At 68.9% G+C, this 24,672-nt stretch carries 27 protein-coding genes; 19 read left to right on the top strand and 8 right to left on the bottom strand.

The genetic code is table 11. The features are described from left to right. From ACFLIM_RS45290 to ACFLIM_RS45280, 3 genes are all read right to left on the bottom strand, one after another. Positions 1-1,158, bottom strand: coding sequence for an acyl-CoA dehydrogenase family protein (locus tag ACFLIM_RS45290; protein WP_393176154.1), 1,158 nt, complete (start codon positions 1,156-1,158; stop codon positions 1-3). A 58-nt stretch (positions 1,159-1,216) separates the two neighbouring features. Further along, on the bottom strand, positions 1,217-2,398 hold the full coding sequence (locus ACFLIM_RS45285; RefSeq protein ID WP_393176152.1) for an MmgE/PrpD family protein: 1,182 nt from the start codon (positions 2,396-2,398) through the stop codon (positions 1,217-1,219). 140 nt (positions 2,399-2,538) lie between these two features. Continuing rightward, entirely contained in the window at positions 2,539-3,285 is a 747-nt protein-coding gene (locus ACFLIM_RS45280) for a GntR family transcriptional regulator (protein WP_393176151.1), read from the bottom strand. 519 nt (positions 3,286-3,804) lie between these two features. Here ACFLIM_RS45280 and ACFLIM_RS45275 point away from each other — a divergent pair. From ACFLIM_RS45275 to ACFLIM_RS45225, 11 genes are all read left to right on the top strand, one after another. Beyond that, entirely contained in the window at positions 3,805-5,118 is a 1,314-nt protein-coding gene (locus ACFLIM_RS45275; RefSeq protein WP_393176149.1) for an MFS transporter, read from the top strand. 73 nt (positions 5,119-5,191) lie between these two features. Further along, on the top strand, positions 5,192-6,103 hold the full coding sequence (locus tag ACFLIM_RS45270) for a polysaccharide deacetylase family protein (protein ID WP_393176147.1): 912 nt from the start codon (positions 5,192-5,194) through the stop codon (positions 6,101-6,103). A gap of 210 nt (positions 6,104-6,313) precedes the next feature. Then, positions 6,314-6,490, top strand: coding sequence for a hypothetical protein (locus tag ACFLIM_RS45265; RefSeq protein ID WP_393176145.1), 177 nt, complete (start codon positions 6,314-6,316; stop codon positions 6,488-6,490). After that, a complete protein-coding gene (locus ACFLIM_RS45260; protein ID WP_393176143.1) occupies positions 6,487-7,485 on the top strand; it encodes a CobW family GTP-binding protein in 999 nt (332 codons plus the stop codon). The genes ACFLIM_RS45265 and ACFLIM_RS45260 overlap by 4 nt, the downstream gene beginning before the upstream one ends. Before the next feature lie 9 nt (positions 7,486-7,494). After that, positions 7,495-8,529, top strand: a complete 1,035-nt coding sequence (locus ACFLIM_RS45255; protein ID WP_393176141.1) for an asparaginase — start codon at positions 7,495-7,497, stop codon at positions 8,527-8,529. Between the two features lie 47 nt (positions 8,530-8,576). Continuing rightward, entirely contained in the window at positions 8,577-9,362 is a 786-nt protein-coding gene (locus ACFLIM_RS45250) for an SDR family NAD(P)-dependent oxidoreductase (protein WP_393176139.1), read from the top strand. A gap of 38 nt (positions 9,363-9,400) precedes the next feature. Further along, the gene (locus ACFLIM_RS45245; RefSeq protein WP_393176137.1) at positions 9,401-10,138 is read left to right on the top strand and encodes an SDR family NAD(P)-dependent oxidoreductase; all 738 of its coding nucleotides are present in this window, start codon (positions 9,401-9,403) and stop codon (positions 10,136-10,138) included. Positions 10,139-10,177: 39 nt separating this feature from the next. Then, positions 10,178-11,140: a carboxyltransferase domain-containing protein gene (locus ACFLIM_RS45240; protein WP_393176135.1), complete on the top strand. Its 963-nt coding sequence runs from the start codon at positions 10,178-10,180 to the stop codon at positions 11,138-11,140. Then, positions 11,140-12,132: a 5-oxoprolinase/urea amidolyase family protein gene (locus tag ACFLIM_RS45235; RefSeq protein WP_393176133.1), complete on the top strand. Its 993-nt coding sequence runs from the start codon at positions 11,140-11,142 to the stop codon at positions 12,130-12,132. The genes ACFLIM_RS45240 and ACFLIM_RS45235 overlap by 1 nt, the downstream gene beginning before the upstream one ends. Then, the gene (locus ACFLIM_RS45230) at positions 12,132-12,980 is read left to right on the top strand and encodes a LamB/YcsF family protein (RefSeq protein ID WP_393176131.1); all 849 of its coding nucleotides are present in this window, start codon (positions 12,132-12,134) and stop codon (positions 12,978-12,980) included. Before ACFLIM_RS45235 ends, ACFLIM_RS45230 begins: the two co-directional genes overlap by 1 nt. Then, positions 12,961-13,173, top strand: coding sequence for a biotin/lipoyl-binding carrier protein (locus ACFLIM_RS45225; RefSeq protein ID WP_393176129.1), 213 nt, complete (start codon positions 12,961-12,963; stop codon positions 13,171-13,173). Before ACFLIM_RS45230 ends, ACFLIM_RS45225 begins: the two co-directional genes overlap by 20 nt. A 376-nt stretch (positions 13,174-13,549) precedes the next feature. On the opposite strand, the gene ACFLIM_RS45220 is transcribed toward ACFLIM_RS45225, so the two are convergent. Beyond that, on the bottom strand, positions 13,550-14,176 hold the full coding sequence (locus ACFLIM_RS45220; protein WP_393176127.1) for a helix-turn-helix domain-containing protein: 627 nt from the start codon (positions 14,174-14,176) through the stop codon (positions 13,550-13,552). 38 nt (positions 14,177-14,214) lie between these two features. Between ACFLIM_RS45220 and ACFLIM_RS45215 the strand changes: the two genes are divergently transcribed. The 3 genes from ACFLIM_RS45215 to ACFLIM_RS45205 all read left to right on the top strand — a co-directional run bounded on the left by ACFLIM_RS45215 (position 14,215) and on the right by ACFLIM_RS45205 (position 15,989). Continuing rightward, a complete protein-coding gene (locus ACFLIM_RS45215; RefSeq protein ID WP_393176125.1) occupies positions 14,215-15,150 on the top strand; it encodes an NAD(P)/FAD-dependent oxidoreductase in 936 nt (311 codons plus the stop codon). A 78-nt stretch (positions 15,151-15,228) separates the two neighbouring features. Next, entirely contained in the window at positions 15,229-15,507 is a 279-nt protein-coding gene (locus tag ACFLIM_RS45210) for a hypothetical protein (RefSeq protein WP_393176123.1), read from the top strand. 71 nt (positions 15,508-15,578) lie between these two features. Then, on the top strand, positions 15,579-15,989 hold the full coding sequence (locus ACFLIM_RS45205; protein WP_393176121.1) for a hypothetical protein: 411 nt from the start codon (positions 15,579-15,581) through the stop codon (positions 15,987-15,989). Positions 15,990-16,538: 549 nt separating this feature from the next. Here ACFLIM_RS45205 and ACFLIM_RS45200 read toward each other — a convergent pair. Then, positions 16,539-17,243 (bottom strand): TetR/AcrR family transcriptional regulator, encoded by a 705-nt coding sequence (locus ACFLIM_RS45200; RefSeq protein ID WP_393176119.1) that lies wholly within the window; start codon positions 17,241-17,243, stop codon positions 16,539-16,541. Between the two features lie 84 nt (positions 17,244-17,327). On the opposite strand from ACFLIM_RS45200, the gene ACFLIM_RS45195 reads away from it, so the two are divergent. The 4 genes from ACFLIM_RS45195 (at position 17,328) to ACFLIM_RS45180 (ending at position 20,878) form a co-directional block, all read left to right on the top strand. Then, positions 17,328-18,713: an MFS transporter gene (locus tag ACFLIM_RS45195; RefSeq protein WP_393176117.1), complete on the top strand. Its 1,386-nt coding sequence runs from the start codon at positions 17,328-17,330 to the stop codon at positions 18,711-18,713. Beyond that, positions 18,710-19,042 carry a nuclear transport factor 2 family protein gene (locus ACFLIM_RS45190; protein ID WP_393176115.1) on the top strand — a complete coding sequence of 111 codons (333 nt, stop codon included), beginning with the start codon at positions 18,710-18,712 and terminating at the stop codon, positions 19,040-19,042. The genes ACFLIM_RS45195 and ACFLIM_RS45190 overlap by 4 nt, the downstream gene beginning before the upstream one ends. After that, positions 19,039-20,202, top strand: coding sequence for an SGNH/GDSL hydrolase family protein (locus ACFLIM_RS45185; RefSeq protein WP_393176113.1), 1,164 nt, complete (start codon positions 19,039-19,041; stop codon positions 20,200-20,202). Before ACFLIM_RS45190 ends, ACFLIM_RS45185 begins: the two co-directional genes overlap by 4 nt. 517 nt (positions 20,203-20,719) lie before the next feature. After that, a complete protein-coding gene (locus ACFLIM_RS45180; RefSeq protein ID WP_393176111.1) occupies positions 20,720-20,878 on the top strand; it encodes a hypothetical protein in 159 nt (52 codons plus the stop codon). A gap of 142 nt (positions 20,879-21,020) precedes the next feature. On the opposite strand, the gene ACFLIM_RS45175 is transcribed toward ACFLIM_RS45180, so the two are convergent. The 3 genes from ACFLIM_RS45175 to ACFLIM_RS45165 all read right to left on the bottom strand — a co-directional run bounded on the left by ACFLIM_RS45175 (position 21,021) and on the right by ACFLIM_RS45165 (position 23,963). Continuing rightward, a complete protein-coding gene (locus ACFLIM_RS45175) occupies positions 21,021-21,317 on the bottom strand; it encodes a hypothetical protein (protein ID WP_393176109.1) in 297 nt (98 codons plus the stop codon). 523 nt (positions 21,318-21,840) lie between these two features. Then, positions 21,841-22,761, bottom strand: coding sequence for an RNA polymerase sigma-70 factor (locus ACFLIM_RS45170; protein ID WP_393176107.1), 921 nt, complete (start codon positions 22,759-22,761; stop codon positions 21,841-21,843). Further along, positions 22,758-23,963 carry an NAD(P)/FAD-dependent oxidoreductase gene (locus ACFLIM_RS45165; protein WP_393176105.1) on the bottom strand — a complete coding sequence of 402 codons (1,206 nt, stop codon included), beginning with the start codon at positions 23,961-23,963 and terminating at the stop codon, positions 22,758-22,760. Before ACFLIM_RS45165 ends, ACFLIM_RS45170 begins: the two co-directional genes overlap by 4 nt. A gap of 310 nt (positions 23,964-24,273) precedes the next feature. Between ACFLIM_RS45165 and ACFLIM_RS45160 the strand changes: the two genes are divergently transcribed. Next, complete coding sequence (locus ACFLIM_RS45160) at positions 24,274-24,600, top strand: hypothetical protein (protein WP_393176103.1); 327 nt, start codon at positions 24,274-24,276, stop codon at positions 24,598-24,600. Positions 24,601-24,672: the final 72 nt, after the last annotated feature.

Raw genomic sequence — 24,672 nt, 5'->3', positions numbered from 1 at the left:
TCAGGGTGCCACCGTGCCGCGGCTGACCAGCTGGCGTGCGATGACGTTGCGCTGGATCTCATTGGTGCCCTCGCCCACGATCATCAGGGGCGCGTCCCGGAAGTAACGCTCCACGTCGAACTCGGTGGAGTAGCCGTACCCGCCGTGGATCCGGACGGCGTCGAGCGCGATCTGCATGGCGGCCTCGGAGGCGAAGAGCTTGGCCATGCCGGCTTCCATGTCGCTGCGTTCGCCCGAGTCGAAACGGCGCGACGCGTGGAGAACGAGCTGGCGGGCGGCGGTCAGCTTCGTGACCATGTCGGCGAGGTAGTTGCCGATCGATTGGTGCTTCCAGATCGGCTTGCCGAAGCTTTCCCGCTCCTGGGAGTAGCGCAGCGCGTCCTCCAGCGCGGCTCGGCCGACGCCGAGGGCCCGGGAGGCCACCTGAATGCGGCCGATCTCCAGCCCGCGCATCATCTGCGCGAACCCCTCGCCCTCGCGCTCGCCCAGGAGGGACGACTCCGGGACGCGAAAGTCGTCGAAGGCGATCTCGCAGCTCTCCACGCCCTTGTATCCCAGCTTGGGCAGGTCACGGGAGAGTGAGAAGCCCGGGCCCTTCCCGACCAGCAGGATGCTGATGCCCGTGTGCGCCGGGGTGGCGGCCGGGTCGGTCTTGCACAACAACGCGATGAGCCCTGCCGTGCGGGCATTGGTGATCCACGTTTTGGAGCCGTTGATGACGTACTCGTCACCGGCATGGGACGCGGACGTACGCATCGCCTGCAGGTCGGAGCCGCCGCCGGGCTCGGTGAGCGCCATCGTGGCGCGCAGTTCACCGGTCGCCATCCGCGGCAGGTACGTGTCCTTCTGCTCCTGGGTGCCGTAATCGAGGATGAGCTTCGCGACCACCGTGTGACCACCCATGGCGCCGGCCAGGCTCATCCAGCCGCGGGCCAGCTCCTCGGTGACGAGCGCGTAGCAGGGCGTGCTCACGCGAGCCTCGCCCCAGGGCTCAGGGATCGCCAGGCCGAACACGCCCAACTGCTTCATCTGCTCGATGAGCTTCTCGGGGTAGGTGTCGGTGTGGTCCAGCTCCCGCGCGACCGGCTTCACCTCCCGGTCGACGAAGTGCCGGACCATCTCGACGATCGCTTGCTCGTCCTCATGCAGTCCCTCCACGGGAGCTCCTCTCCGTTCGTGGTCGATGCGGCGCCTCAGTGCGCTACGCGGTTCGGTCTCAGAGGTGGTCGCGCAGGATCCGGCTCGCGGAGGACCATCGGATGGTCTCGGGGTCGAGCGTGGTGCCGTCGAGGCAGTCCTCGACCTTGCGCAGGAGCTCCTCCCGCGTGGGAGGACGTTGCGGTGAACCGGGCGGGAACCGGGACCTGACGCGCAGCACATCGTCGCCGAGGTGGACCTCCGCCTCGAACTCTCCGGCGAGCAGCCCGTCGTCACCTTCGCCGAGCCGTACGTCGACCAGGTCCGCCAGGTGACGGGCCTCGGGTCGTTGTACGGCGTGGTCGGTGAAGCTCGCGAAGCCTTGATGGGAGTCCAGCAAGGCGGTCGCCGCCGCGTACTCGAGGCTGAACTTGGCCTGCAGCCCCGTGTCCGGCCGGTGGTGGATCAGCGGGGTGACCGTACCCTTGGGCGTCTTGAGCACGATGCGGCTGACCCGCGTGGCGTCCACCTTGCCGGCCAGTTCGGCCAGGGCGCTGATCGGGCGCTGCAAGGCATAGCAGCAAGGGAAGATCTTGATGCCAATGCCGCCGGGAATCGCCGGGCCGGTCAAATCCAGGGCATTCGGGTCGCCCCCGACGAGCTCCAGCCATTGGTCCAGCGCGGAGACGTCCGCACTGACTCCGGCGGCGGCCAGATACGCGGCCCGGACGCCCGCGTCAGCGGCGAAGCCGACCTGCAGCGACTTGCTGTCGGTGCCGAACGCTCGCTGGACACCACCCGCCGCGGGCACCGCGAGAGCCATGGCCGTGGCGATCCTGTCGGCGTCGAGCCCGAGGGCCACACCGGCGCCGACGGCCGCGGCCGGTGCGCCGGCGGTGGTGGTGACGTGCCAGCCGGAGGTGTAGTGCGACCAGCCGAGCGCACCGCCCAGCCGGGCCAGCACTCCGCCGGCGGCGAGGTAGGCACGCGCGTCTCCCCCGGCTGCCAGGACCGCGGGCACGCAGACGGCGCTGATGTGGGTCGTCGACTCCATGTGCAGATCGTCGAAGTCGAGCACGTGCGCGGCCACCGCCCATCGGCCCGCCTCTGACAGGGACGAGGCCGCCTGGACCACGGGCTCGTTGCGCGCCGCCACCGCGACCGCGACCGTGTCCAGCAGGGAACGGTCCGCCAGTTCGAGATCCTCAGCGGTGGGGCGCAGGCCTGCGGCCCAGTTCGCCACCTCCCGGGCAACGGACATCACAGCGTCAGCTCCTCGGATGTGCGATGGCTATGAACGTAAATGTACGGCCATTTAGGCAGAAAGTTGGTCAGGCGTCAACACCTCTCAGCACCATGCCGCGAAACAGAGGCACCGGCTAGCCAGCAGGGGTGGAAGCCCTACGCGTGGTGGCGGCGAAGCCGGGTGCGGTAGGAGTAGCGGTCAGGGTGGAAGTGGCTGATCGCCAGCTCGACCGGATCACCGTTGGTGTCGAAGTACATCCGGTCGATCCGCAGCAGGGGGGTGTGCACCGGCAGGTCCAGGCTCTCCGCGACCTCGGCCAGGGCGTTGCCGACGGTGATGCTCTGCTCGGCGTCCTGGATCGGAGCCTCGAGGGACTGGTCGAGCAGCCCGATGACGGTGACCTCGCTGACCGTCCCCGGTGTCGTCAACTCCTCGACCTCACCCAGGTGCGCCCTGACGCGCGGCGGCAGATAGACCCTCGTGTGCGAGAAGGGCTCAGCGTGATGGAGACGCAGGAAGGACATCGTGACGACCCGGTCGTCGGGCAGACGCAGCCTGCTGGCCGAGTTGGTGTCCACCGCGGCGGCGAGGGGGTGCACGACCTGCAACTGGCTGTCCGCCGACAGGCCCATCAGGTCCTCGACGGAGCCGAACTGCCGCAGGTAGCGGCCCGAGGCCGGGATGACGAAGGTGCCCCTGCCCGGCACGCGGAACACCAGGTTCTCGGCGACCAGGTCCTGGAAGGCACGCCGGACGGTCTGGCGGCTCACGGCGTACTGGCGGGCGATTTCGGCCTCGGTGGGCAGGGGCGTGTCCGGCGGGAACGCGTGACCCAGGATCTGCGCTCGGAGGTCGCCCCAAACGCGCCGGAACGCCGGCTCGGTCTTCGCCGCTGAGCTCACCGGGTTCCTTCCTAGCGCTGGGTCAAGCGGGACGCATTTGTTGTACCAAATGCTGGACAACATCGTAGATTCTTTCAACCCTCCCGAGCAGCCCGATGCTGACTCTTGCAGGCGGCACCCGAGATCCTTGACGGCCGGCCCTCTGGTCTCCGCCGCGATCCGCAAGCCGCGCGTACTGCGCCGGAACATCAAGGCCGCCGCAAGAAGCGGCAAACAGACCCTTGACCGGCCACAATCCCCTGGCTATAAATGGCCTTACATATTCGCCGATTTGGTCATGAGTCTAACAAGGCGCGCCGCTGGATAGACAGACCTCATCGCTCCCCCGACGACCGGCCGCGCGTATCGGTCTGCCCTCCCGCGTCACCGCTGGGTAGCCCGCACCCACCCCCCGCCGCCCCCGTGTCACCGGCCCGGTGCGGACTCTAGGAAACGGAACAAAGGCAAATGGATTCTTCGGCGTCACTGAGTGCTCCTGCCGGGCAGGCCTCCCAGCCGCATCGTGTCACCGCCAAGGACGTGAAGATCGCGACCTGGGTGTGTTTCTTCGCTTGGACCTTCGCCGTCTACGACTTCGTGTTGTTCGGCAACCTCCTTCCCGAACTGGCTGCCGACCACGGCTGGTCATCGTCCCAATCGACCGGAATCAACACCTGGGTGACCGCCGGCACCGCGCTCGTCGCCTTCGGCATCGGGCCCTTCGTGGACCGCGTCGGCCGCCGCAAGGGCATCATCATCTCCGTCATCGGAGCGGCCGTGGCCTCGCTCCTCACCGCGCTGGCGGGCTGGGTCGTCGGCGTGGTCGCCGGTATAGGCGTCGTGATCCTGATCCTGGTGCGCGCCTTGGCCGGTCTCGGCTACGCCGAGCAGGCGATCAACGCGACCTACCTGAACGAGATGTTCGCCGAGGTGTACTCCGATCCGGCCAAGGCCCGCCGCCGCGGCTTCATCTACTCCCTGGTGCAGTCGGGTTGGCCGATCGGCTCCGTGCTCGCGGCCGTGTCGATCTACGTGTTGTTCCCGATCGGCGGCTGGGCACTGTGCTTCATCGTCGCCGTGTTCCCGGCCATCTTCATGTTGTGGGCGGCTCGTTACCTCAAGGAGAGCCCGCAGTTCGCGGTGCGTCGCCGCGCGGAGCAGTTGCTGGCCGAAGGACACACCGAGGAGGCCAAGGCGCTCGCGGCTACGGCCGGCGTGGACCTGACCGACCAGTCGGCCCCGCTGGCGTCCGCGTTCAAGGGCGAGTCGCTGCGCTCCACCCTCGTGATCGGCCTGGCCACCCTGTTCAACTGGCTCGGCGTCCTCGCCTTCGCGATCCTCGGCACCTCGCTACTGACCGCCGCGGACGGCAAGGACATCACCTTCGACAACGCGCTGGCCATTTTGATCATCTCCAACGCGACGGCCTTCGCCGGCTACCTCTTCCACGGCTGGTTCGGCGACCGGATCGGCCGTCGCAACGCCATCGTGATCGGGTGGATCATGTCCGCGGTCTCCTTCAGCGGCATGCTGCTCGTCCCCAACGGAAGCTTCGGCCTGATCATCGCCCTCTACAGCGCCGGCTTGTTCTTCCTGATCGGTCCCTACGCGGCGTTGCTGTTCTTCAACGGCGAGAGCTTCCCCGTCCACACCCGGGCGACCGGCGGCTCGATCATCAACGCCGCAGGCCAGGTCGGCGCGATCCTGGGCGGCGTGCTGATCACCTGGGCGCTGGCCAGCGGTGAGAGCTGGACCAAGACGGCCTTCATCTTCGGCTGCCTGCCGATCCTGGCCTCGGGTCTGATCATCCTCGCTGCCCGCAACGTCGACCCCCGCAAGGTACGGCTCGACTGATCCGAGCCCCGTTCCCGTCAACAGTCCCGACCGCCGCGAACCCGGGGTGTTCGCCATCTAGGAGGAGATCTACATGCCCAAGGACATCAAGTGCGTATTCGGCGTCGACATCGATGCCGTCGGAGGATGGCTCGGCTCGTACGGTGGCGAGGACTCGCCGTCGGACATCCAGCGGGGGATGTTCTCCGGTGAGGTCGGGACCCCACGCGTGCTGAACCTCTTCAAGAAGTACGACCTCCCGGCGACCTGGTTCATCCCCGGTCACTCGATCGAGACCTTTCCCGACTCGGTCAAGAAGATCGTCGACGCGGGCCACGAGATCGGCGCGCACGGCTACTCCCACGAGAACCCGATCGCCATGACCCCCAAGCAGGAGGAGGACGTGCTCTCCTACTGCGTCGATCTCATCGAGAAGGTCAGCGGCAGGGCCCCTCGCGGCTACGTCGCGCCCTGGTGGGAGATGTCCAACATCACCGCGTCGCTGCTGAAGAAGTACGGGTTCACCTACGACCACAGCCAGGGCTTCCACGACTTCATGCCGTTCTACGCTCGTGTCGGCGACAGCTGGACCAAGATCGACTACTCCCAGGAGGCCAGCACCTGGATGACGCCGCTGCAGCGCGGCGAGGTCATCGACCTGGTCGAGATCGGTGCCAACTGGTACATGGACGACCTGCCGCCGATGATGTTCATCAAGAAGGCCCCGAACAGCGCCGGCTGGGTCAACCCCCGCGACGTCGAGGCCTGGTGGCGGGACCAGTTCGACTGGGTGTATCGGGAGCAGGACTACGGCGTTTTCGCCTTCACGATCCACCCGGACGTCGCCGGACGGCCGCAGGTGCTGCTCATGCTCGAACGCCTGATCGAGTACATCAGCGGCCACGAGGGCGTCAGCTGGGTGACCATGGAGGCGGCGGCGGACGACTTCCGCAAGCGCTACGCCTTCCCCGGGCCCAAGGGCAGCCCGTTCATGCCGGGTTCCTGACCAGAGGGCGGGGTCAGATGGTCACGGCCACCCGACCCCGCCCCTGGCCAGGCAGAAAGACGCGAAGGTAGGCGTTCCATGTGTGTGTTGTGTTATGAGCTGACCCCCGAGGATCATTGGTCGGACGGGGTTTCTGAGGCGGTGCCCGGCCGCTCGAGATACCGGCGCACGCGCCTCCTGTCGGCCGTCCTGGCTCCTTATGGTCTGACGGTGTCCGATCCGGGTACCGGCCCGCACTGCGTGGTCGCGAACCGTAAGGGCGCCGCGGAGATCGCCGTCGGCCTGCCTGCGGTGTGGCAGGCGGCCCAGAGGCTGAGCTCCCGGCGCATCGACGTGCTCGACCCCGCGCTGCTCGAGGCGCTGGCACCTGGTCCGGCGGACGCGTGAGTCTCCTGCGACTGCCCGCCCTCACTCCGGCCGGCCCGTCCGGGCAGAGCCGGCGCGCCGTGACGTTGCTCAGCGGCTTCCTCGGCTCGGGCAAGACGACGTTGCTGCGGCACGAGCTGGCCCGCGCCGGAGCGAACGCACCCACGATGATCCTCAACGACTTCGGTCACACGATGGTCGACGACGTTCTCCTCACCACCGATGGGGAACGCCCGGTCGTCCTGCCGGACGGCTGCGCCTGCTGCACGCGGCGGGACGACCTGGCCCGGTCACTGGCCGACCTGCTGGACTCCGAACAGCGCGGAGGCGCGCCGCGCCGGGACCACGTCGTCATCGAGACCAGCGGGCTGGCCGACCCCGGGCCCATCGCCTTCACCGTCGCCCACGACCCGGTGCTGAAGCACCACTACGCGCTGTCCCGGGTCTGCGTCACCGTCGACGCCCTGACCGGCATGGGCAACGTCGAGCACCACGAGGTCGCCCTTCGTCAGCTCCTGGCGGCCGACGAGCTCATCGTCACCAAGGCGGATCTGGCCGCGCCCGGCGACGTGGACGAGCTGGTCCTGGCGCTGCACGAGATGAACCCGTCAGCGGGCGTGAGCGTCACGGCGAACGGTGAGCTGCTGCGCGCCGAGGAAGCGGTTTCCGCCCAGAGCAGGCCGAGCGGCCTGCCCGTGGCCGACGCCACCCACACCGCCGGCGTGTCCACCCTGGAGGTCGTGACCGGCGAGCCCCTCGACTGGCAGGCCTTCTCCGTGTGGCTGAGCCTGCTGCTGCACAGCCGCGGGCCCGACGTACTGCGGGTCAAGGGCGTGCTCGACATCCGCGGGGCCGGGCCGGTGGCCGTCAACGGCGTCCAGCACGTCGTCCACCGGCCCGAGCACCTGGACGGTCCGGTCCCTCCCGGCACGCGGCTGGTCCTCATCGTCCGCGGCATCGACACCCAGCTGCTCGAGCGCTCGTTCCACACCTTTCTCGCCATCAACGGAAAGTGAAGTGACACTGTGACGGTTCAGGCGGGGCTGCCCCAGGTGACGGTCTTCTCCCTCGGCGGGACCATCGCCTCGACGAACGACTCCGGCGGCGACGCCGGCGGGGTCACGCCTCGGCTTGGCGCCAGGGAGCTCGTGGACTCGGTCCCCCAGCTGCGGGAGGTCGCCGAGCTGGAGACGGTGGCGTTCCGCCGGACGGCGTCCGGTGACCTCACCCTGCGCGACCTCGTCTCCTTGGCCACGGAGATCACGAAACGCTTCGAGTCAGGCACCGCCGGTGTGGTCGTCACCCAGGGCACGGACACCATCGAAGAGACCTCCTTCGCCCTTGACCTGCTGGTCCGCGGCCCACGACCCGTCGTGGTGACCGGAGCCATGCGCAACCCCACCCTCGCGGGTCCCGACGGCCCGGCCAACCTGCTCGCCGCAGTGCAGGTGGCGGCATCCCCGCAGGCGGCCGGGCTCGGCACGCTGGTCGTGTTCGGCGACGAGATCCACGCCGCCCGCTTCGTGCGCAAGACCCACACCTCCAGCCCCGCCACCTTCCGCTCCCTGACCGCCGGACCGCTCGGCTGGATGGTGGAGGGTCGCCCCCGCATCGCCTTCCGCGCCCCTGAGCTGCAAGGGAAACCGACCGCCGTGGGCGACGAGGTTCCCGCGGTGGCGCTGCTGAAGCTCACCATCGGCGACGACTCCCGCCTGGTCGAGCAGGTGGCGGCCCTCGGGTACGCCGGCCTGGTCGTCGAGGCGTTCGGCGGCGGCCACGTGCCCGCCCGCGTAGTCCCGGCGCTCGAGCACCTGGCCGGGCGGTTGCCCGTCGTCCTGGCCTCGCGCACCGGTGGCGGCGAGCTGCTGCGGGAGACCTACGGCTTCCCCGGCTCCGAGCGGGACCTCCTGTCCCGCGGACTCATCCCTGCGGGCTTCCTCGACGGCCCCAAGGCCCGCATCCTGCTGAGCCTGCTGCTGGCGACCGGGGCCGGCCCGGCCAGCGTGAGAGACGCCTTCGAGCAGGTCAACGTGTCCGTCACCGCGCACACCGCCGCCTGAGCGGACCGTATGGCACCCCACACCACCCGCCACCACTGGAGATCGACATGACACCACCCATCCCGTTTGGCCGCTCCGGCCGGGTCGCCATCATCACCGGCGCCGCCAGCGGCATCGGCCGCGCGCTGGCCGTGGCCTACGCCTCCCACGGAGTACGAACCGTGGTGGGTGCCTACCCTGGTGACCCGCACGACCCCGCCGAGACCGTCCGCCTGGTCAAGGCCGCCGGGGGCGAGTGCGTCGTACACGAGGTGGACGTGCGCGACGCCGCGCAGGTCGAGGCGTTCGCGCAGCGCGCGATCGACGAGTGGGGCCGCCTCGACATGGCGGTGGCCAACGCGGGCGTGCTGCGCAAGGCCGCGCTCGCGGAGCTCACCGACGCCGCCTGGGACGACATGTTGCAGGTCGACCTGACCGGTGTGCTGCGCACCTTCCGCTCGGCGGCCGCGCGCATGGGGAGTGACGGCGCGATGGTCGCCGTCTCCTCCATCGCCGGTGGCGTGTACGGCTGGGGCGAGCACGCGCATTACGCCGCGGCCAAGGCGGGGGTGGTCGGCTTGTGCCGCAGCCTGGCGGTGGAGCTGGCATCCAGGCGCATTCGAGTGAACGCCGTGATTCCCGGGCTGATCGTCACCCCGCAGTCCTCCGACCCGGTGAACTCGTTGGGCCCGTTGGGATTGGCCCGCGCGGGAGATTCCATCCCCTGGGGCCGCGTCGGACGCCCCGAGGAGGTGGCGTCCGTGATCCGGTTCCTCACCTCCGACGACGCCAATTACGTCACTGGTCAGGCCGTCGTCGTCGACGGCGGGCTCACCGTGCGCATGCCCGCTTGAGATGACTGCATAAATCGATAAAAGCGAAAGAGGATCTCATGCCGGTTCTTGCGGGCAGGACCGCGTTCGTCACCGGAGGCGCGAGCGGGATAGGCCGGGCCATCGTCGACGCCTACGTCCGGGAGGGAGCCGAGGTGATCGTCGCCGACCGCGACGCCGAACGGGCGGCCGAGGTCTCCACGGAAACCGGAGCGGCCGGCCACATCGCCGTCGACGTGAGCGACGACACCTCTGTGGCCGTGGCCGTCGAGGCCGCGATGGAACGGCTCGGCCGAATCGACGTGCTCGTCAACTCCGCCGGCATCCTCACCGAGGCGCCGCTGGTCGAGATGGACCTCCGGATGTGGACGGAGACGATCACGGTCGATCTCACCGGGGTCTTCCTGTGCTGCCGCCACGTCGTCCCCCACATGGTCGGGCGGCGGTGGGGCCGCGTCATCAACATCGCCTCCCAGCTCGGCATCAAGGGAGGCCACTCGCTCACCCACTACGCCGCCGCCAAGGCCGGTGTCATCGGGTTCACCAAGTCGCTCGCCCTGGAGGTCGCAGAACACAACGTGCTGGTCAACGCGATCGCCCCCGGTCCCATCGAGACCCCGCTCGTGGCCGGGATCACCGAGGAGTGGAAGGCCGCCAAGCGTGCCGAGCTCCCTCTGGGCCGGTTCGGCCGGCCGGAGGAGGTCGCCCCCACCGCGGTCCTGCTCGCCAGTGAACCCGGCGGCAACCTCTACGTCGGGCAGACCCTCGGCCCCAACTCCGGGGACGTCATGCCCTGACGTCCGCCGTCTGGCATCCCGACCCATGAGAAAGGAACCATGACCGCCATCATCACCAGCCGGCCCGCCCAGGGCGACCGGCCGGCCATCACCTACCGGGCCGCAGGGGACCGGCACGTCCTCGTCGAGTACGGCGAGATGGCCCTGGACCTTGAGCTGAGCTTCTTCGTCACCGCGGTATCCGCCCAACTCGCCGGGCACCGCGTACCCGGGCTGGTGGAGGCGGCACCCGGTTTCCGCTCGCTGCTGCTGCACCACGAGCCCTCGCTCATCGACCGCCAGACCCTCATCGAGGCGATGGAGGAGGTGCACGAAGCCCAGCAGTCCGTGCGATCTCTCGTCATCCCGAGCCGGCTGATCACCCTGCCGATCGCCTTCGACGACTCCGCGAGCCGCGAGGCCGTGCGCCGCTATGCCACCACGATCCGGCAGGAGGCGCCGAACGTCCGGGACGACTCCAACATCGACTACATCGTCGAGTACAACGGCCTGCGCGACCGCGCGGCGCTGTACGCCACGGTGACCGGCACCACCTGGTGGAACGCCTACACCGGCTTCTTCCCCGGCCTGCCGTTCATGTTCCCGCTCGACCCGCGCAACGCCATCACCGTGCCGAAGTACAACCCGACCCGCACCTGGACCGCCGAGGGCGCGGTCGGTATCGGCGGCCCGTGCGTGGCGATCTACCCCGTGGACGCGCCCGGCGGCTATCAGTTGTTCGGCCGTACCGTGCCGATCTACGACATCCTCGCCCGTCACGACGTCTTCCGCGGCGACCCGCTGCTGATCCGTCCCGGCGACCGGGTGCGTTTCCAGCAGGTGAGCGAGGACCAACTGCTCGGGATGCGCCGCGACGTCCTGGAGAACCGCTACGAGTACCTGATCGAGGACGATCCCTTCCCCGTCGCCGAATACCTCGCCCGTGCCGCCGGCCTGCGGGCCGAGGCAGAAACACGGCGCACCGCCCGGGAGGCCGCCGCAGCCAGAATGGAGGTGCCGTGATGACCGGTACGCATGCGGTCTTCGACGTCGTCTCGCCCGGCCTGCAGACGCTGGTGCAGGACCACCCCGGCCGCCGCGGGCTGCAGTCCAAGGGATTCTTCCCCGCGGGCCCGATGGACCACCTGTCCTTCCGCATCGCCAACGCCCTCGTCGGCAACGATCCCGGCGCCGCAGCGCTGGAGATCCCCATGGGCCGGCTGACCCTGCGGGTGCTCACCGGGACCTCGATCGCGGTCGCCGGCGCCGAAGGCTCCGGCATCACACTCAACGGCGCTCCCATGCCGCTGTGGCAGACCGTGCCCGTGGTCCCAGGTGACAAGATCGCCTGCTCGATCGTCAAGGGCCCAGGCTTCCGGGTTTATCTCGCGGTGGCGGGCGGCGTCGACGTCCCGGTGGTGCTGGGGTCACGTGCCACGTACACCATGGGCGGAATCGGCGGCGTGCAGGGCCGCGCCCTTACCAAGGGCGACGTGCTGCACGGGAGCCCCGTGCCCGCGCCTGCCCGCCTCCGGGTGCCGGACTCGCTGCGGCCCGCGCTGGCGAACGACTGGGAGATCGAGGTGATGCGCGGCCCGCACGCCGATCCCGACTTCCTCACGGAACAGGACTGGAAGGACCTGCTCGCCCGGAAATGGAAGGTGGACCTCAACTCCAACCGGGTCGGCACCCGGCTGGACGCCCACCGCTTCCAGTGGGCCCGCTCCTCCGGCGGCCTGGCCGGCGGGCACCCGTCCAACGTACTCGACGGCAGCTATCCGATCGGCGGGATCAACACCAACGGCGACGTCCCGGTCATCCTCGGCCCTGACGGGCCTACCGCCGGCGGGTTCACCGTGATCGGCACCGTGGTCCAGGCGGGTTTGTGGAAGATCGGCCAGCTCCGGCCCGGTCGCGACACCATCCGCTTCCGTGAGGTGACGCTGGACGAGGCACTGGCACTCTCCGCTCGCATCGACGACACGACCGACCCACGCCACTACGAGGAGCTGTGATGCACCGAATCGACGTCAACTGTGACATGGGTGAGAGCTTCGGCCGCTGGACGCTGGGTGACGACCTCGGCATGATGCCCTACCTCACGTCGGTCAACATCGCCACCGGCTACCACGCTGGTGACCCGCCGACCATCCGCCGTACGGTGGCGGCCGCGGTCGAGAGGGGCCTGGCGATCGGCGCGCACCTCGCCTTCCCCGACCTGATGGGCTTCGGCCGGCGGCGCATGATCATCCCGCCCGGCGATCTGGAGGACTACTGCCTCTACCAGCTCGGCGCGCTGGACGCCTTCGTGCGGGCCGCCGGTGGACGCCTGGCCCATGTCAAACCGCATGGCGCGCTGTACGCCATGGCCTCGGAGGATCCCGCCCTGGCCGCCGCGGTAGCCCGCGCCGTGGCCAAGATCGACGCCTCGCTGCCGCTGATGCTGCTGAACCTCGCGACCGCGGACGCTGTGGCGGCCGAGGGCGTCCGGCTGGTCCCTGAGGCGTTCCCCGACCTCCACTACGACGGCTCCGGGCGCCTCATCATCGAACCGGTCAAACTGGCCTGGGATCCGGCGCTGGTCGCCCGGCGAGCGGTCCGCATGGTGCTGGAGCAGAGGGTCGCCGCCCAGGACGGCACCGAGCTCGACATCGAGGCCGTCTCGCTCTGCCTGCACGGTGACGCGCCCAACGGCGTGGAGACCGCGGCGGCGGTGCACCAGGCCCTCACCGACCACGGGATCGGCACGGTCCCGCTGGCCGAGATCCTCGCGGCGCCGGACGGAACGCCAGGAACTGCGCGTGCAGCTGCTCACCGCCCCGAACCCGAAATGGAGCCGGCACATGACCCAGATCACCGCTGACATCGCGGCCAACGTATGGAAGGTCCTGGTGTCCGAAGGCAGCACCGTAGCCGCAGGAGACACCCTGGTAATCCTCGAATCCATGAAAATGGAGATCCCTGTCGAGGCCGAATGCGCGGGCACCGTGACAAGACTCACCGTCAGCGAAGGCGACGTCCTCGACGAAGGCGACCTGATCGCCGAGCTCACTTGAGCGCACCCTTCCGGGATTCGACCACACTACGGTGCCGTCCAGCAGGACGAAGGCGTTGCCCGGCCAGTCGAAATACGCACCAGCTCATTAGCCGGCGCTTAACGATCAGCTAGCGCGGCATTTCGCGGCCACCGGCAGCCTAGGGCCATGAACACACGCAGCAAGCTCATCACGGCGGGAATCGGAACCCTGATAGTGCTGGCCGGCGCAACCACGTCCGCGCTGGCCGCCACTCCCCAGGCAACCCCCAGCAGGGGGTGACGGGGAACGCTTCTGCCCACCGGCGGCGGTGGATCAATGGTGGCCGAAAGAGTCTGAGCGTCAGTTCGGCTGGATCGCTGGGTGGGTCTGTTTGGGAGCGGACGTGGACCGTGGCCTACGTCTGCGGGGTGGGCGTTCGGACGTTCATTCGTTCGCCGGGTCTTGCATAGATGCTGAGGATCTCTGACGGCTCCTGCCCCGTGCTGCCGAACCAGTGCGGCACGTGGGTGTCGAACTCGGCCACCTCGCCGGGCCCGAGGACCCAGTCCCGCTCGCCGACGACGAGTCGCATGTGTCCAGACAGGACGTAAATCCATTCGTGACCGTCGTGTGCCCGAGGCTCTGGGCTGACCTTGCTGGTCGGGACGACGATCTTCCACACCTGCATGCCGTCGGGCTGCCGGGTGAGCGGGATGACCGTCCTGCCCTTGACGCGGCCAGGCTTGAGGCGGATGCGTGGGTCGCCCACTTCGGGCGCGCCGACGAGGTCGTCCAGCGGCACCCGGTAGGCCTGCGAGAGCGCGAGGAGAAGTTCCAAGGTTGGTCGGCGCTGTCCGGTCTCGAGTCGCGAGAGCGTGCTCTTCGAGATGCCGGTCGCGGTCGCCAGACCGGTCAGGGTGATGTGGCGCTGGGTGCGAAGCCGCTTCAGCCGCGGCCCCACCTGCTGGAGCACGGCGGCGATAGCCGATGAGGTGTCGTCCACGAGCCTCATCCCATAGCGGATTCCCAGGAACAGCAACATTTGTTGGTGAGAAATCCATGCGGCTTCAGCCTTGGGACATGAGTCAGTACGACGTAGTGGTCATCGGCGGAGGCGCCGCCGGACTGTCCGCAGCCCTTGTCCTGTCGCGGGCCCGCCGCAAGGTTCTCGTGGTCGACGCCGGCAAGCCGCGCAACGCCCCGGCCGCCCACATGCACGGCTATCTGTCTCGCGACGGTCTCCCACCCGGTGAGCTCCTGGCGTTCGGGCGGGCCGAAGTCAGGAGCTACGGCGGCGACATCCTCGTGGGCGCCGCAACCGAGCTGGTGCCCGACGGTCGAAGCGGGTTCTGGGTCCTCCTCGCCGACGGGCAGCGATTGTCGGCACGGCGGCTCCTGGTGACGACCGGCCTAGGCGACGAGTTGCCCGACGTGCCGGGACTGCGCGACCGATGGGCACGCGACGTCCTGCACTGCCCCTACTGCCACGGCCACGAGGTCCGCGACCGCCGGCTCGGCGTCATCGGCGGCAGCCCGGGCGCGGTCCGATACGCGCAGATCGTGCGCCAGTGGACCCACGACCTCGTCTATTTCACCCCGCCTGACATGCTCACCGCAACAGAGCGATCCGAGCTGGTCGCCCGCACCATCGGCGTGGTCGAGGGCACCATCGCGCAGCTGGTCATCGATGACGACCAGTTGCGCGGCGTACAGATGGACGACGGCTGTGTGGTTCCTCGCGACGCGCTGTTCGTGCCGCCCCGGTTCGTGCCGAACAACCACCTCCTCCGCGGCCTCGGTTGCGCCGTCGACGACGACGGCTGGGTCGCAGTCGACGGGACCGGTCGCACCAGCGTCCCCGGCGTCTGGGCCGCCGGCAATCTTGTGGATCCGCGCGCCCAGGTCATCACCGCCGCCGGCGCCGGCTCCGCGGCCGCCATCGCGCTCAACGCCGAGCTGGTCGAGGACGACGTGCACAACGCCGTCCGCGACCTCAACCAGGGCCTCGTGTCCTGACCCCTAGACAGACAGCCCGCGGAACAGAACCGCATCTCCACACACCGCCGCACCCTTCATCACGAGCCAAGGAGCGACATGACCAACCCGAACCGCCGCCCCAGCGCCATCCCGGGGCCCAACCCGAGTCCCGGTCCCGCCGTGGCCGGCCCCCCGACAAAGCACCATCTGGCGCTCATGATCTGGCTGGCCGTCTTCCCGACCCTCACCGTCCTCAATCTTGCCCTCGGTGACTGGCTGAGCACGCTCGCCCCGGTCCTGCGCACCTTCGTGCTCGCCACCCTTGCGGTGCCGATCGTGATCTACGGGCTGATGCCGCAGCTGCACCGACTCCGGGTGCGCATCCTGACCCGATAGGCGAACCGCTGAACCAGCCGAACGACCGGTTCAACGGTTAGCAGGCGCCCGGCTGATCGAATCCGCTAGAGATGCGTAAGCGAGCGAGCTGGGCGTCGATTCGGTCAAGGTCGTCGACAACATGCGAGATCCCCGAGCTCAGGTCGTCGGCCATCGCCGGCGGGCTCGCCCTGACCCGGCTGGCTCACACGGGCGGAGCGGTCCTGCTGGGCGCCCGGCGGGAACGCCGGCGGCACGCCGCCACGCTGGCCCTGCTCGAGCGGCACGACGCCACCCTCGACGCGGTGGTGGCCGACGACCTGGCCGCCCGCCGCCACCCGCGCATCCACATCGCCGCCGCCCTCGTCCGGCTGGCCACGGGCCGAGTGCCCGCGTTCGCGCTGGGCGCCGGCGGCGAGACCGCGCTGACCCGCGTCCGCTGCATGTTGAATCCCAAGGAGCCCTCGATCGGCGGGAACGCCTGGCCGGGCTCCTCGCGGTGACGGCGCTGCTCGCGGGCCCCGCCACCAGCCCCAGCTGATTTCGTCGACGACGAGTAGCAGCGTTTAACGGTCAGTTTTGGACAGCACCTAGCAGCGGTGATGGTGACCGTTACTGATCTTGGGTGGGTGGGGGGGTGAGAGCCTGTCTGTGAACGATCTTGGCTGAGAAGCTCTGCGAGTCGCGATGACGAAGGGACACGAAGGCTGACCCGCACGAAAGGGACTTCGGCATGACCGACTCCGTCGCAACACTGTCCGCACGGTAGTGAGATGGAAGCTCCGCACCTGCCCCGGAGCGCCGCTACCAGCGATCGCCTACCTGCTCACCGTCGCCCACCTGGAGCGAGAAGAGGACGAGGCACGCATGCTCCTCCTGCAGGTCGCCATGCCCCGATTTGGCCGGGCTGGGGAGATCCTGAGAGCCACGGTCATTGAAACGCGTGCCAGGCTCGCCGAGCACGAGCCTGACTTCACCCGAGACTACGACCACGCGAGACCGACGTCGATCTTCCCCAGATCGACCGCGCGAGTCGGCCACCTGGCGGGCCGCTATAGGCCGAGGGAGGCGACGAGGTCGCGCATTTCGTCGCGGTAGACGGTCGCCGGGTCGTGGATGAGGGGGCGCAGGTGGCCGTAGATCTCCAGGGCCATGAGGCCGTGCATGCGTCCCCACACGCGCAGGGTCAGCGCGAGCGCCACGGGCGGGAGGTCCGGGAAGAGCTCGCGGACGTGAGCGACCAGGTCCGGGTCGAAGTCGTCCCAGACGTATGTGCGGTCGTCGCGCTGGAGTAGCCCCGCTGTCGGCCAGGCGGCGGCGACGAGATCGGTGAGGCCGGTGCAGGCCCGCAGTCCCGCGGCTTTGCTGGGCCCGTCGTTGGGTGGCTGGTAGCCGGCCACCGGGTCGCCGTAGATCAGTCGGAATCCTTCGGGGTTGGCGAGCGCCCACTCGCGCATGGACTGGGCCCAGGCCAGGATCCGGCCGCCGGGGTCGTTTGACGGTATGGCGTCACGGGCGGACTCGGCGGCGTCCACGGCCGAGGTGTAGACGTCGCCGATCAGGGTCGTGATCAGGTCGTCGCGGGTGGGGAAGTAGCTGTAGATCGCGCCGGCCGTCATGCCCATCTCGCGGGCGATGGCGCGCAGAGAGATGGCGTCGGGCCCGCCGCCGGCCATGAGCTTGAGGGCGATCGCCTTGATCTCGGCGCTGGTCTGGGCGCGCAGCCGGTCACGGCGGCTCATGGTCTGCTCGGTCACGCTTCCAGTCTACAGTGTTTGACCGTTGTACGCCGTGATGTAGATTGAACGCCGTGTACTAATCCAACGGCATGTAGGTGGATAATGAAACGGGACAGGCTACGCCTCGGGCTGCTGGCATTGACGCAGCTCATCGTGGCTCTCGACTACAACATCGTGTACGTGGCGCTGCCCGACATCGGGCACGCGCTGGGTTTCAGCCCCCAGTCCGTGCAGTGGGTGGTCAGCGCCTACGCCGTCGGGCTCGGCGGGCTGCTGCTGTTCGGCGGGCGGGCCGTCGACCGACTCGGAGCACGCCGGATGTTCATGACCGGGCTGGCGCTGTACGGCGTGGCCTCACTGGCGGGCGGGCTGGCCTCCGACCCCGAACTGTTGATCGCCGCCCGAGCGGTGCAAGGCGTCGGTGGGGCGCTGCTGACTCCGGCCACTCTCGCGCTCATCTACCGGGGGTTCGCCGAAGGCCCGGCGCGCAATCGGGCGCTCGGCGCCTGGGGCATGGCGGGCAGCGCGGGGCTGGCGGCCGGGTCGCTGCTGGGCGGGGTGCTGACCAACTACCTGGGCTGGGAATGGGTGTTCTTCGTCAACGTGCCCCTGGCTCTCGCCGCCGCCCTGGCCGCGCCGCGACTGCTGCCCGCCGATCCTGCCCGCACTCCTGGTGCTTTCGATGTGCCGGGGGCGATCCTGGCCACCGCGGGTTCGGCGCTGCTGGTGTTCGGTCTGGCCAGCGGCCCAGAGGTGGGATGGATGTCGCTTCGCGGCGTCGGGGCGGTGGCGGCCGGGGCAGTCCTGCTCGTGCTGCTACTCGTGGTCGAGGCTCGCACCCGCGACCCGCTGATCCCGCTTCGGCTGGCGCGCAGCCGTAACCTCCGCACCACGATGATCGTGATCGCGATCTTCCAGGGCACACTGGGCGGTGGCTACTACGTGCTGACCTCCTACCTGCAGCCCGTCCTCGGCTACAGCTCGCTGGAGGCGGGGCTCACGTTCCTGCCGCTCTCGCTGGTCTGCATGCTCGCCGCGCTCAAGCTCACCCCGCCGCTGCTGGGCCGCTGGGGAATCCGCACCACCCTGGCCGTCTCCACGGTCGGGACCGGCGCGGGCATCGCCCTCCTGGTCGCGGGCACCACCACCGGGGGCGGATTCTGGACCCTGATGCCCGGCAGCATCGTCTGGGGCCTGTTCGGCGGGGTCGCCTTCGTCGCCCTGTTCGCCTCCGCCGGCTCCGGCGTCGCACCCCACGAGCAGGGCATCGCGTCAGGTACGGCCAGCACCGCCAAGGAGATCGGCGGAGCTATCGGCCTGTCGCTCTTCGTCGCGATCGCCACCGGCTCGACCCATCTGCTCGACGGCCTGCACGCCGCCGGATGGACGGCCGCGGCCCTCACCGTCGCGGGCGGCCTGATCGCCCTCGCCCTTCCCACCCTCCGCTCGACCTCGCAGTCCCCTGTCCTCGAAGGAGCCAACCAGTGACCACCACCGACCTCATCACGCAATACCTCGACATCTGGAATGAGCGGGACCCTGCCGCTCGCCTGAAGCTGATGGAAGAGGTCTTCACCGAGGACGTTTTCTACGCCGACCCGGACAACGCGGGATTGCGCGGGCACGCCGCGCTGTCGGAGGCGATCGGCCAGGCTCGCGACAAGCTCGGCGACCTGCGTTTCGCCCTCGACACCGTGATCGGCACGCACCATGACCGGGCGCTGTTCACCTGGCGGCTCGACAGGGTCGCCACCGGCTACGACGTGGTGGAGTTCGACGCCGACCGCATCAGCAGCATCGTGGGGTTCTTCGCATGAGCGGCTGGACCGCAGCCTGGACGACCTCACCGCAACGGCCGGGCGTCGGCTTCGCCCCCAACTGGTCCGAAGAGGGTTTCACCGACCGGACGATCCGCCAGACGGTACGGCTCAGCGTGGGCGGCGACGGGCTGAGGGTGAGACTGTCCAACCGCTTCGGCACGACGCCCCTTCACGTGGCCGGTCTGACCGTCGCGGCCGCCACGGGTGGCGCGGCGATCAAGCCCGACACGCTGCGCGAGCTGACCGTCGCGGGCAAGCCAGCCTTCGCCGTCCCCGCGGGCGCCGAATTGGCCACCGATGCCGTGTCGTACGCCGTCGACGCGCTGGATTCGGTGACGATCACGATGCACCTGGCCGACCCGTCCGGGCCCGCGACCTACCACGCACAGGCGTTGGCCACGACATACCGTGCGGCGGGTGACCATCGTAGAGACGGTGACGGCGCCGCGTTCACCGAGACCTCACAGTCCTGGTACTACCTCGGCGGAGTCGACGTGACCGGAGCCACCGGCGACGGCATCGTGGTGTTCGGCGATTCCCTGACCGACGGCACAGGAAGCACCCCGGACACTAACCACCGCTTCCCCGACCTGCTCGCGCAGCGGCTGGTCACGGCGGGTCGGGCACGTGCCGTGCTGAACCAGGGAATAGGCGGCAACCGGGTGACGGTCGACTCGGAGTGGCTCGGCGAGCGGGCCACCGCCCGATTCGCGCGCGACGTCCTAGGCCAGCCGGGCGTGCGGACGGTCATCATCCTGCTCGGCATCAACGACATCGGCATCAGCGAAGTCGCCGAGGCGTCACCGTTTCCGACCTTCGCGCCCTACACCGAGGTCTCCGCCGAGGAGGTCATCGCCGGCCACCGCGACCTGATCCGGCAGGCACGTGCCGCCCGATTGCGGGTCGTCGGAGCGACCGTGATGCCCGCCAAGCCCTCGGTGTTCTCCACCATGCGCAGCGAGGGCAAACGTGCCGCCATCAACACCTGGATCCGTACCGGCGGAGAATACGACGCCGTCATCGACTTCGACCGCGCGCTAACCTCCCCGTCCGTCCCGGACAGGCTCGACGGCACGTTCGACTCCGGTGACCACCTGCATCTCAACGACGTCGGCTACCAGGCGATGGCCGACGCCATCGACCTCACCCACCTGTAACACCCGCTGGGGGGTGTGACCTGCGAGTGTTCACTCTGCACAGGGGTGGGAGGACGCCGCACCCCGGAGGTCATAAGTGACAAAGGTTGCCGCGAGCGCGCAAGGGGCGATGCACGTCGCCGGTTGGGCCCGCATCATGAATTCTGCGGCCTTCGAAGTGGCCCATGTAAAGGCTCGACCGGCGTGACTCCCTGCTCTTCCTCGCGCCGGTTCTCTCGGCAACTGGTCCCGAGGGTGGGCCTAGGCGGGGACGGCGTTCGGGGGAAGCTCGTCCCACGCGGGCCAACTGCTACCACACCCCAGCCCAGCCTCAACCTCTTGCCTCCAGCCCGCGCGACCGACACAGCAAGCCCGCCAATGGAGTACGCAGCGCCCGGCCCCTTCCGCGCTTGAAGGCCGGGCTCTCGCTCATGCTGACCGCCTCGGGCCAGCCGCAGGAGTTGACGTCGCACCTGAACAGAAAGCTAAAATGGTACATTTATTACCGTATGGGGACAAACTAGCCCTTGGAGGTCCTATGAGCAGGCTGGTGAGTCTGGCCGCGTCGGTGCGCGATCGACCTACCGTCGAACAGGTGGATGCGATGCTGACTGAACTCCAGCAGATGCCTCGCACTCAGGTCGTCACCAAGATCATCGACGATCTGCTGGACTACCGAGCCATGCTGCCTGTCTGATCTCAGGTAGTGTCCGGAGGCGACCGACTCGCTTCCCTCGAAGGTGCAACCCTGCAATGGGCTGGCCAGGCGCGCACTTCCGCTGCGGATCGGAGCCGCATCGCCCGACCAACTCATCGTCTCATCTAACGTGCTCGCAGCGTTACTGCCCCATCCGGGCCTGCTGTCCGCCCTGCGGTCCCCGGGAGGCGCCGAACGGCTGGCCCTGCGGTCCCGCCGTGGTGCCCCCGACGCCGACGAGTTCCATCAGGCGCGTCTCCACGTACCGATCGCTGTGGTGGGACTTGTCCGCGATCCGCTCCACGAGATCGTTGACGTTGCGCGCGAAGTCGAGATCGGATGGACTGACCTCGGCGAACAAGTCGAGGATCTGATACCGGATCTGCTGCCAGTTCTGCCGCAACTGCTGCTCGACCTGCTGGGCCTGCTGCTGTTCCATGAGTGTCCTTTCCTAGTCGGAACGCCCGGAACCTACCCTTCGTAGTCGGATCATTACTCACCTCCCTCCCTAAGGATCTTTAGATCGTTTGGGAGAGGTGATCGACCCTGACCGTCGCCATCGCATGCCTCATAGCCATGCTCCGGGCCGGGAGAAGGTCGCTACGGAGGTCAAGAGTGGACAAGTGTCTGGCGCGAGCCCGCCAGCATGATTCACATCGACGGTTGCGGCCCGCATGATGAGTGCTGCGGCCTTCGATACGGGACCCATGAAGGCCGACCGGCGTGAACGGAGCACCTCGCCGGTTCCTCGGCGCCTGGCCCGAGAGGGTCCGTGCGGGGACAGTGCTCGGGGGAGGCCGTCCCCACACAGCGCTGCCGGCGTTCTTGCGGTCGTACTAGCTGAAGGCCGCGCGGCATCCGTCACCATCCCCGGTCCGCTGGCAGACGGTGGACGAAGCCCGGCCGGACCACTCGCGCGATTGGCGGCCGTAGACGGTGCCGAGGGTGGACCCGCGCAGGTCTCAGGGCGTGCCGATGTCGCGGGTGGTCCCGTCGGTGATGGCCTGGAGTTTGTCCGGGTTGGCGACGTTGTGGATGGTGGTGATGCGGCCATCAGCGTCGAAGTCGAAAGTGACAGTGGCGATCACGCGGCCCAGGCCGCGGAACACCACGCCTGGGCCACCGTTGATCTCGACCAGTTCGGCGTTCATTTCGGCCGGCCCGACGCCCTGGTAAGTGACCTTGCCAATGGCGGCGAACCAGGCGGCCACCGTTTGTGCGCCCACGACCGGACGCAGGGCCTGGCGGACCTTGCCACCGCCGTCCGTCCACAGTGTGACGTCCGGGGACAGCAGTTCCATGAGGGTGTTGATGTCACCCCCAGTCGCGGCGGCGAGGAACCGCTCGGTGACGTCGCGCTGCTGCGACCGGTCCGCGGTGAAGCGTGGCCGCCGGGCTCGCACGTGCTCGCGGGCACGGTGCGCGGCCTGACGCACGGCGGTCTCGGAACGCTCCACCGCCTCCGCGATCTCAGCATGGCTGAAGCCGAAGACCTCCTTCAGCACGAATACCGCACGCTCAAGCGGGCTCAGGGTTTCCAGCACCACCAGCATCGCCGTCGATACCGACTCGGTGTTCGTGATGGCGTCGGCGGTGTCGCCGCTGGTGAGGATGGGCTCGGGAAGCCATGGCCCCACATAGGTCTCGCGCTGGTGCTGGGTGGAGCGCAGCCGTTGCAGCGCCAGATTCGACACGATCCGCGCCAAATAGGCCTTGGGGTCGGCCACCTTCGAACGGTCGGCGGCCGACCATTTGATCCAGGCGTCCTGGACCGCGTCCTCGGCGTCGGTCACGGTGCCGAGGACGCGGTAGGCCACCGAGAACAGCAGGTTGCGATGCTGGTTGAACACCTGCTGGTCGTGGTCAGGCGACGGGTGGGTCACCGCACACCCCGGATACGGGTGAAGCGGCCGCCGCGGGGCCAGAACGCGCCTGAGGCGGGCATCTTCTTCATGCGACCGTAGGTCGGCCAGGGCGAAGCAGTCACCGTCTCCTTATACCGTGCCGCCATGCGGCCGGTCAGATACACCCGTCGGGGGCTGTCGTCGGGGTGGGTGAACTGAACGACCGCATCGTGCCGTCCCAGGCTCACCGGCGTGTGGTAGTAGCCGAAGCGGAACGGCTTGGGCTGCTTGCCGTTCAGCGTGCGGACGATCGACAGCGCGGCATGCACACCGGTCGGCATGCCGCCCTGGCAGGTGCCGTGCATGACGCCGTAGCCCTGGCGGATCGCGGCCGCGTCGCCCACGGCGTACACATCCGGGTGCGACACCGACCGCAGCGCGGAGTCGGTGACGATGCGGCCGCGCTCGTCGACGGTCAGACCGGCGGCGACCGCCTGCGGCGACACCCGCGTACCGCTCGTCCACAGGACGACAGCGGCGGCGATGCTCTCCCCGCCCGCCAGCTCGACCGAGTCGGGCAGCACCTTCACCACCTCGATCCCGCTGCGCACCCGGACACCCATGCGCTCGAGCGTGGCCTGCAGATACGCCTTCGGCTTGGGGCTCATGGCCGCACCGGGTTCCTGCCGGCCCAGCAGCACGACGTTCAGCTCCGGGTACTGCTCGGCGATCTCCGCGGCCGACTCGATGCCGGTCAACCCGCTACCGCCCACCACGACCGTGCCGCGGCCGAGCCGAGCCAGCCGCTCGGCCAGCAACTCAGCGTCCTCGGCACTGTTGAGGGTGTACGCGTGGTCCTCCACGCCCGGCACCTGCGTCGTGTCGGCCATGCTGCCCAGCCCGTAGACCAGCGTGTCGTAGTGCAGCACCCGATTGTCGTCGATCCGCACGATCTTCGCGGTCGCGTCCACCGCCGTCACCCAGCCGCGCACGAACTGCGCCCCCGTGCCCTCGAGCAGCTCCGGAATGTTCATCTCGGCGACCTGCTGCCCGGTCGCCGAGAGATGCAGCCGCAACCGCTCGGTGAACCGCTCCTGCGGGTTCACCAGGGTCACCTGCACGTCCTCGCGCCGCTTGACCCGAGCCGCGAGCTGGATCGCCGCGGCCATGCCCGCGTACCCCGACCCCAGAATCAGAACGTGATGAGTGGCCGCCATGCCGGTTTTGTGGTGTGTGGTCATCGTTGTGCCCTTCTTTCTCATGCGGACAACCACGAGATGCAAGCTGCTCGCCGGTCCGTGACATGAGACCGGTGTGACATGCGACGCAGTGGGCTGTGGTGGCGGCGCTGCGGGATCGAAGGCCTCTAGGCAGCTTGAGCCTGGCGTAGGGAGGTCGTCGTGGGTGGTCGTGGGTCGGTGAGCTCGGCCAGGCCGGTGCGCAGGATGCGGTCGTGGACGCGGACGAGGAAGATCGCTTGTCGCAGGCCGGCATCCGTGATGCGGTGATCTGTTCGTCCTCGGCCTCGGCACCCGGGCGTAGGCACTCCAGATGGCGGACGACGTCACGGGCCAGGCTGAGCAACGACTCAGCGGGTCGGGGCGGAGCCAAGCGTCGAAGAACGTGGAACTCATGGTGTTGCGTCACGAGGTGGCGGTGCTGCGGCGTCAGGTCGCGCGCCCGAAGCCGGACTGGGCCGATCGGGCGGTTCTCGCGGCGCTGGCCCGATGGTTGCCGGCGGTGCTGCGCGCTCATCGGCTGGTCAACCCCGGCCACCTTGCCGGCGTGGCATCGTCGCCTGCTCCGCCGGGCCTGGACCTTGTGGACCCTGGTGGCCAATTCGAGGGACACACGTCGAGGTCCGTGATCTTCTGCTGATGTGTCGCGATGATGCCTTCTGCAGCCGGTTTCCCCTCACCCGGCCGTAGAACTGGAGCGCGTGGTGTCGGT

The organism is Nonomuraea marmarensis (genome assembly GCF_043197025.1).
Taxonomy (GTDB): Bacteria; Actinomycetota; Actinomycetes; order Streptosporangiales; family Streptosporangiaceae; genus Nonomuraea; species Nonomuraea marmarensis.
Note: the sequence above shows the minus strand (reverse complement) of the source record. Positions and strands in the feature narration are given on the sequence as shown.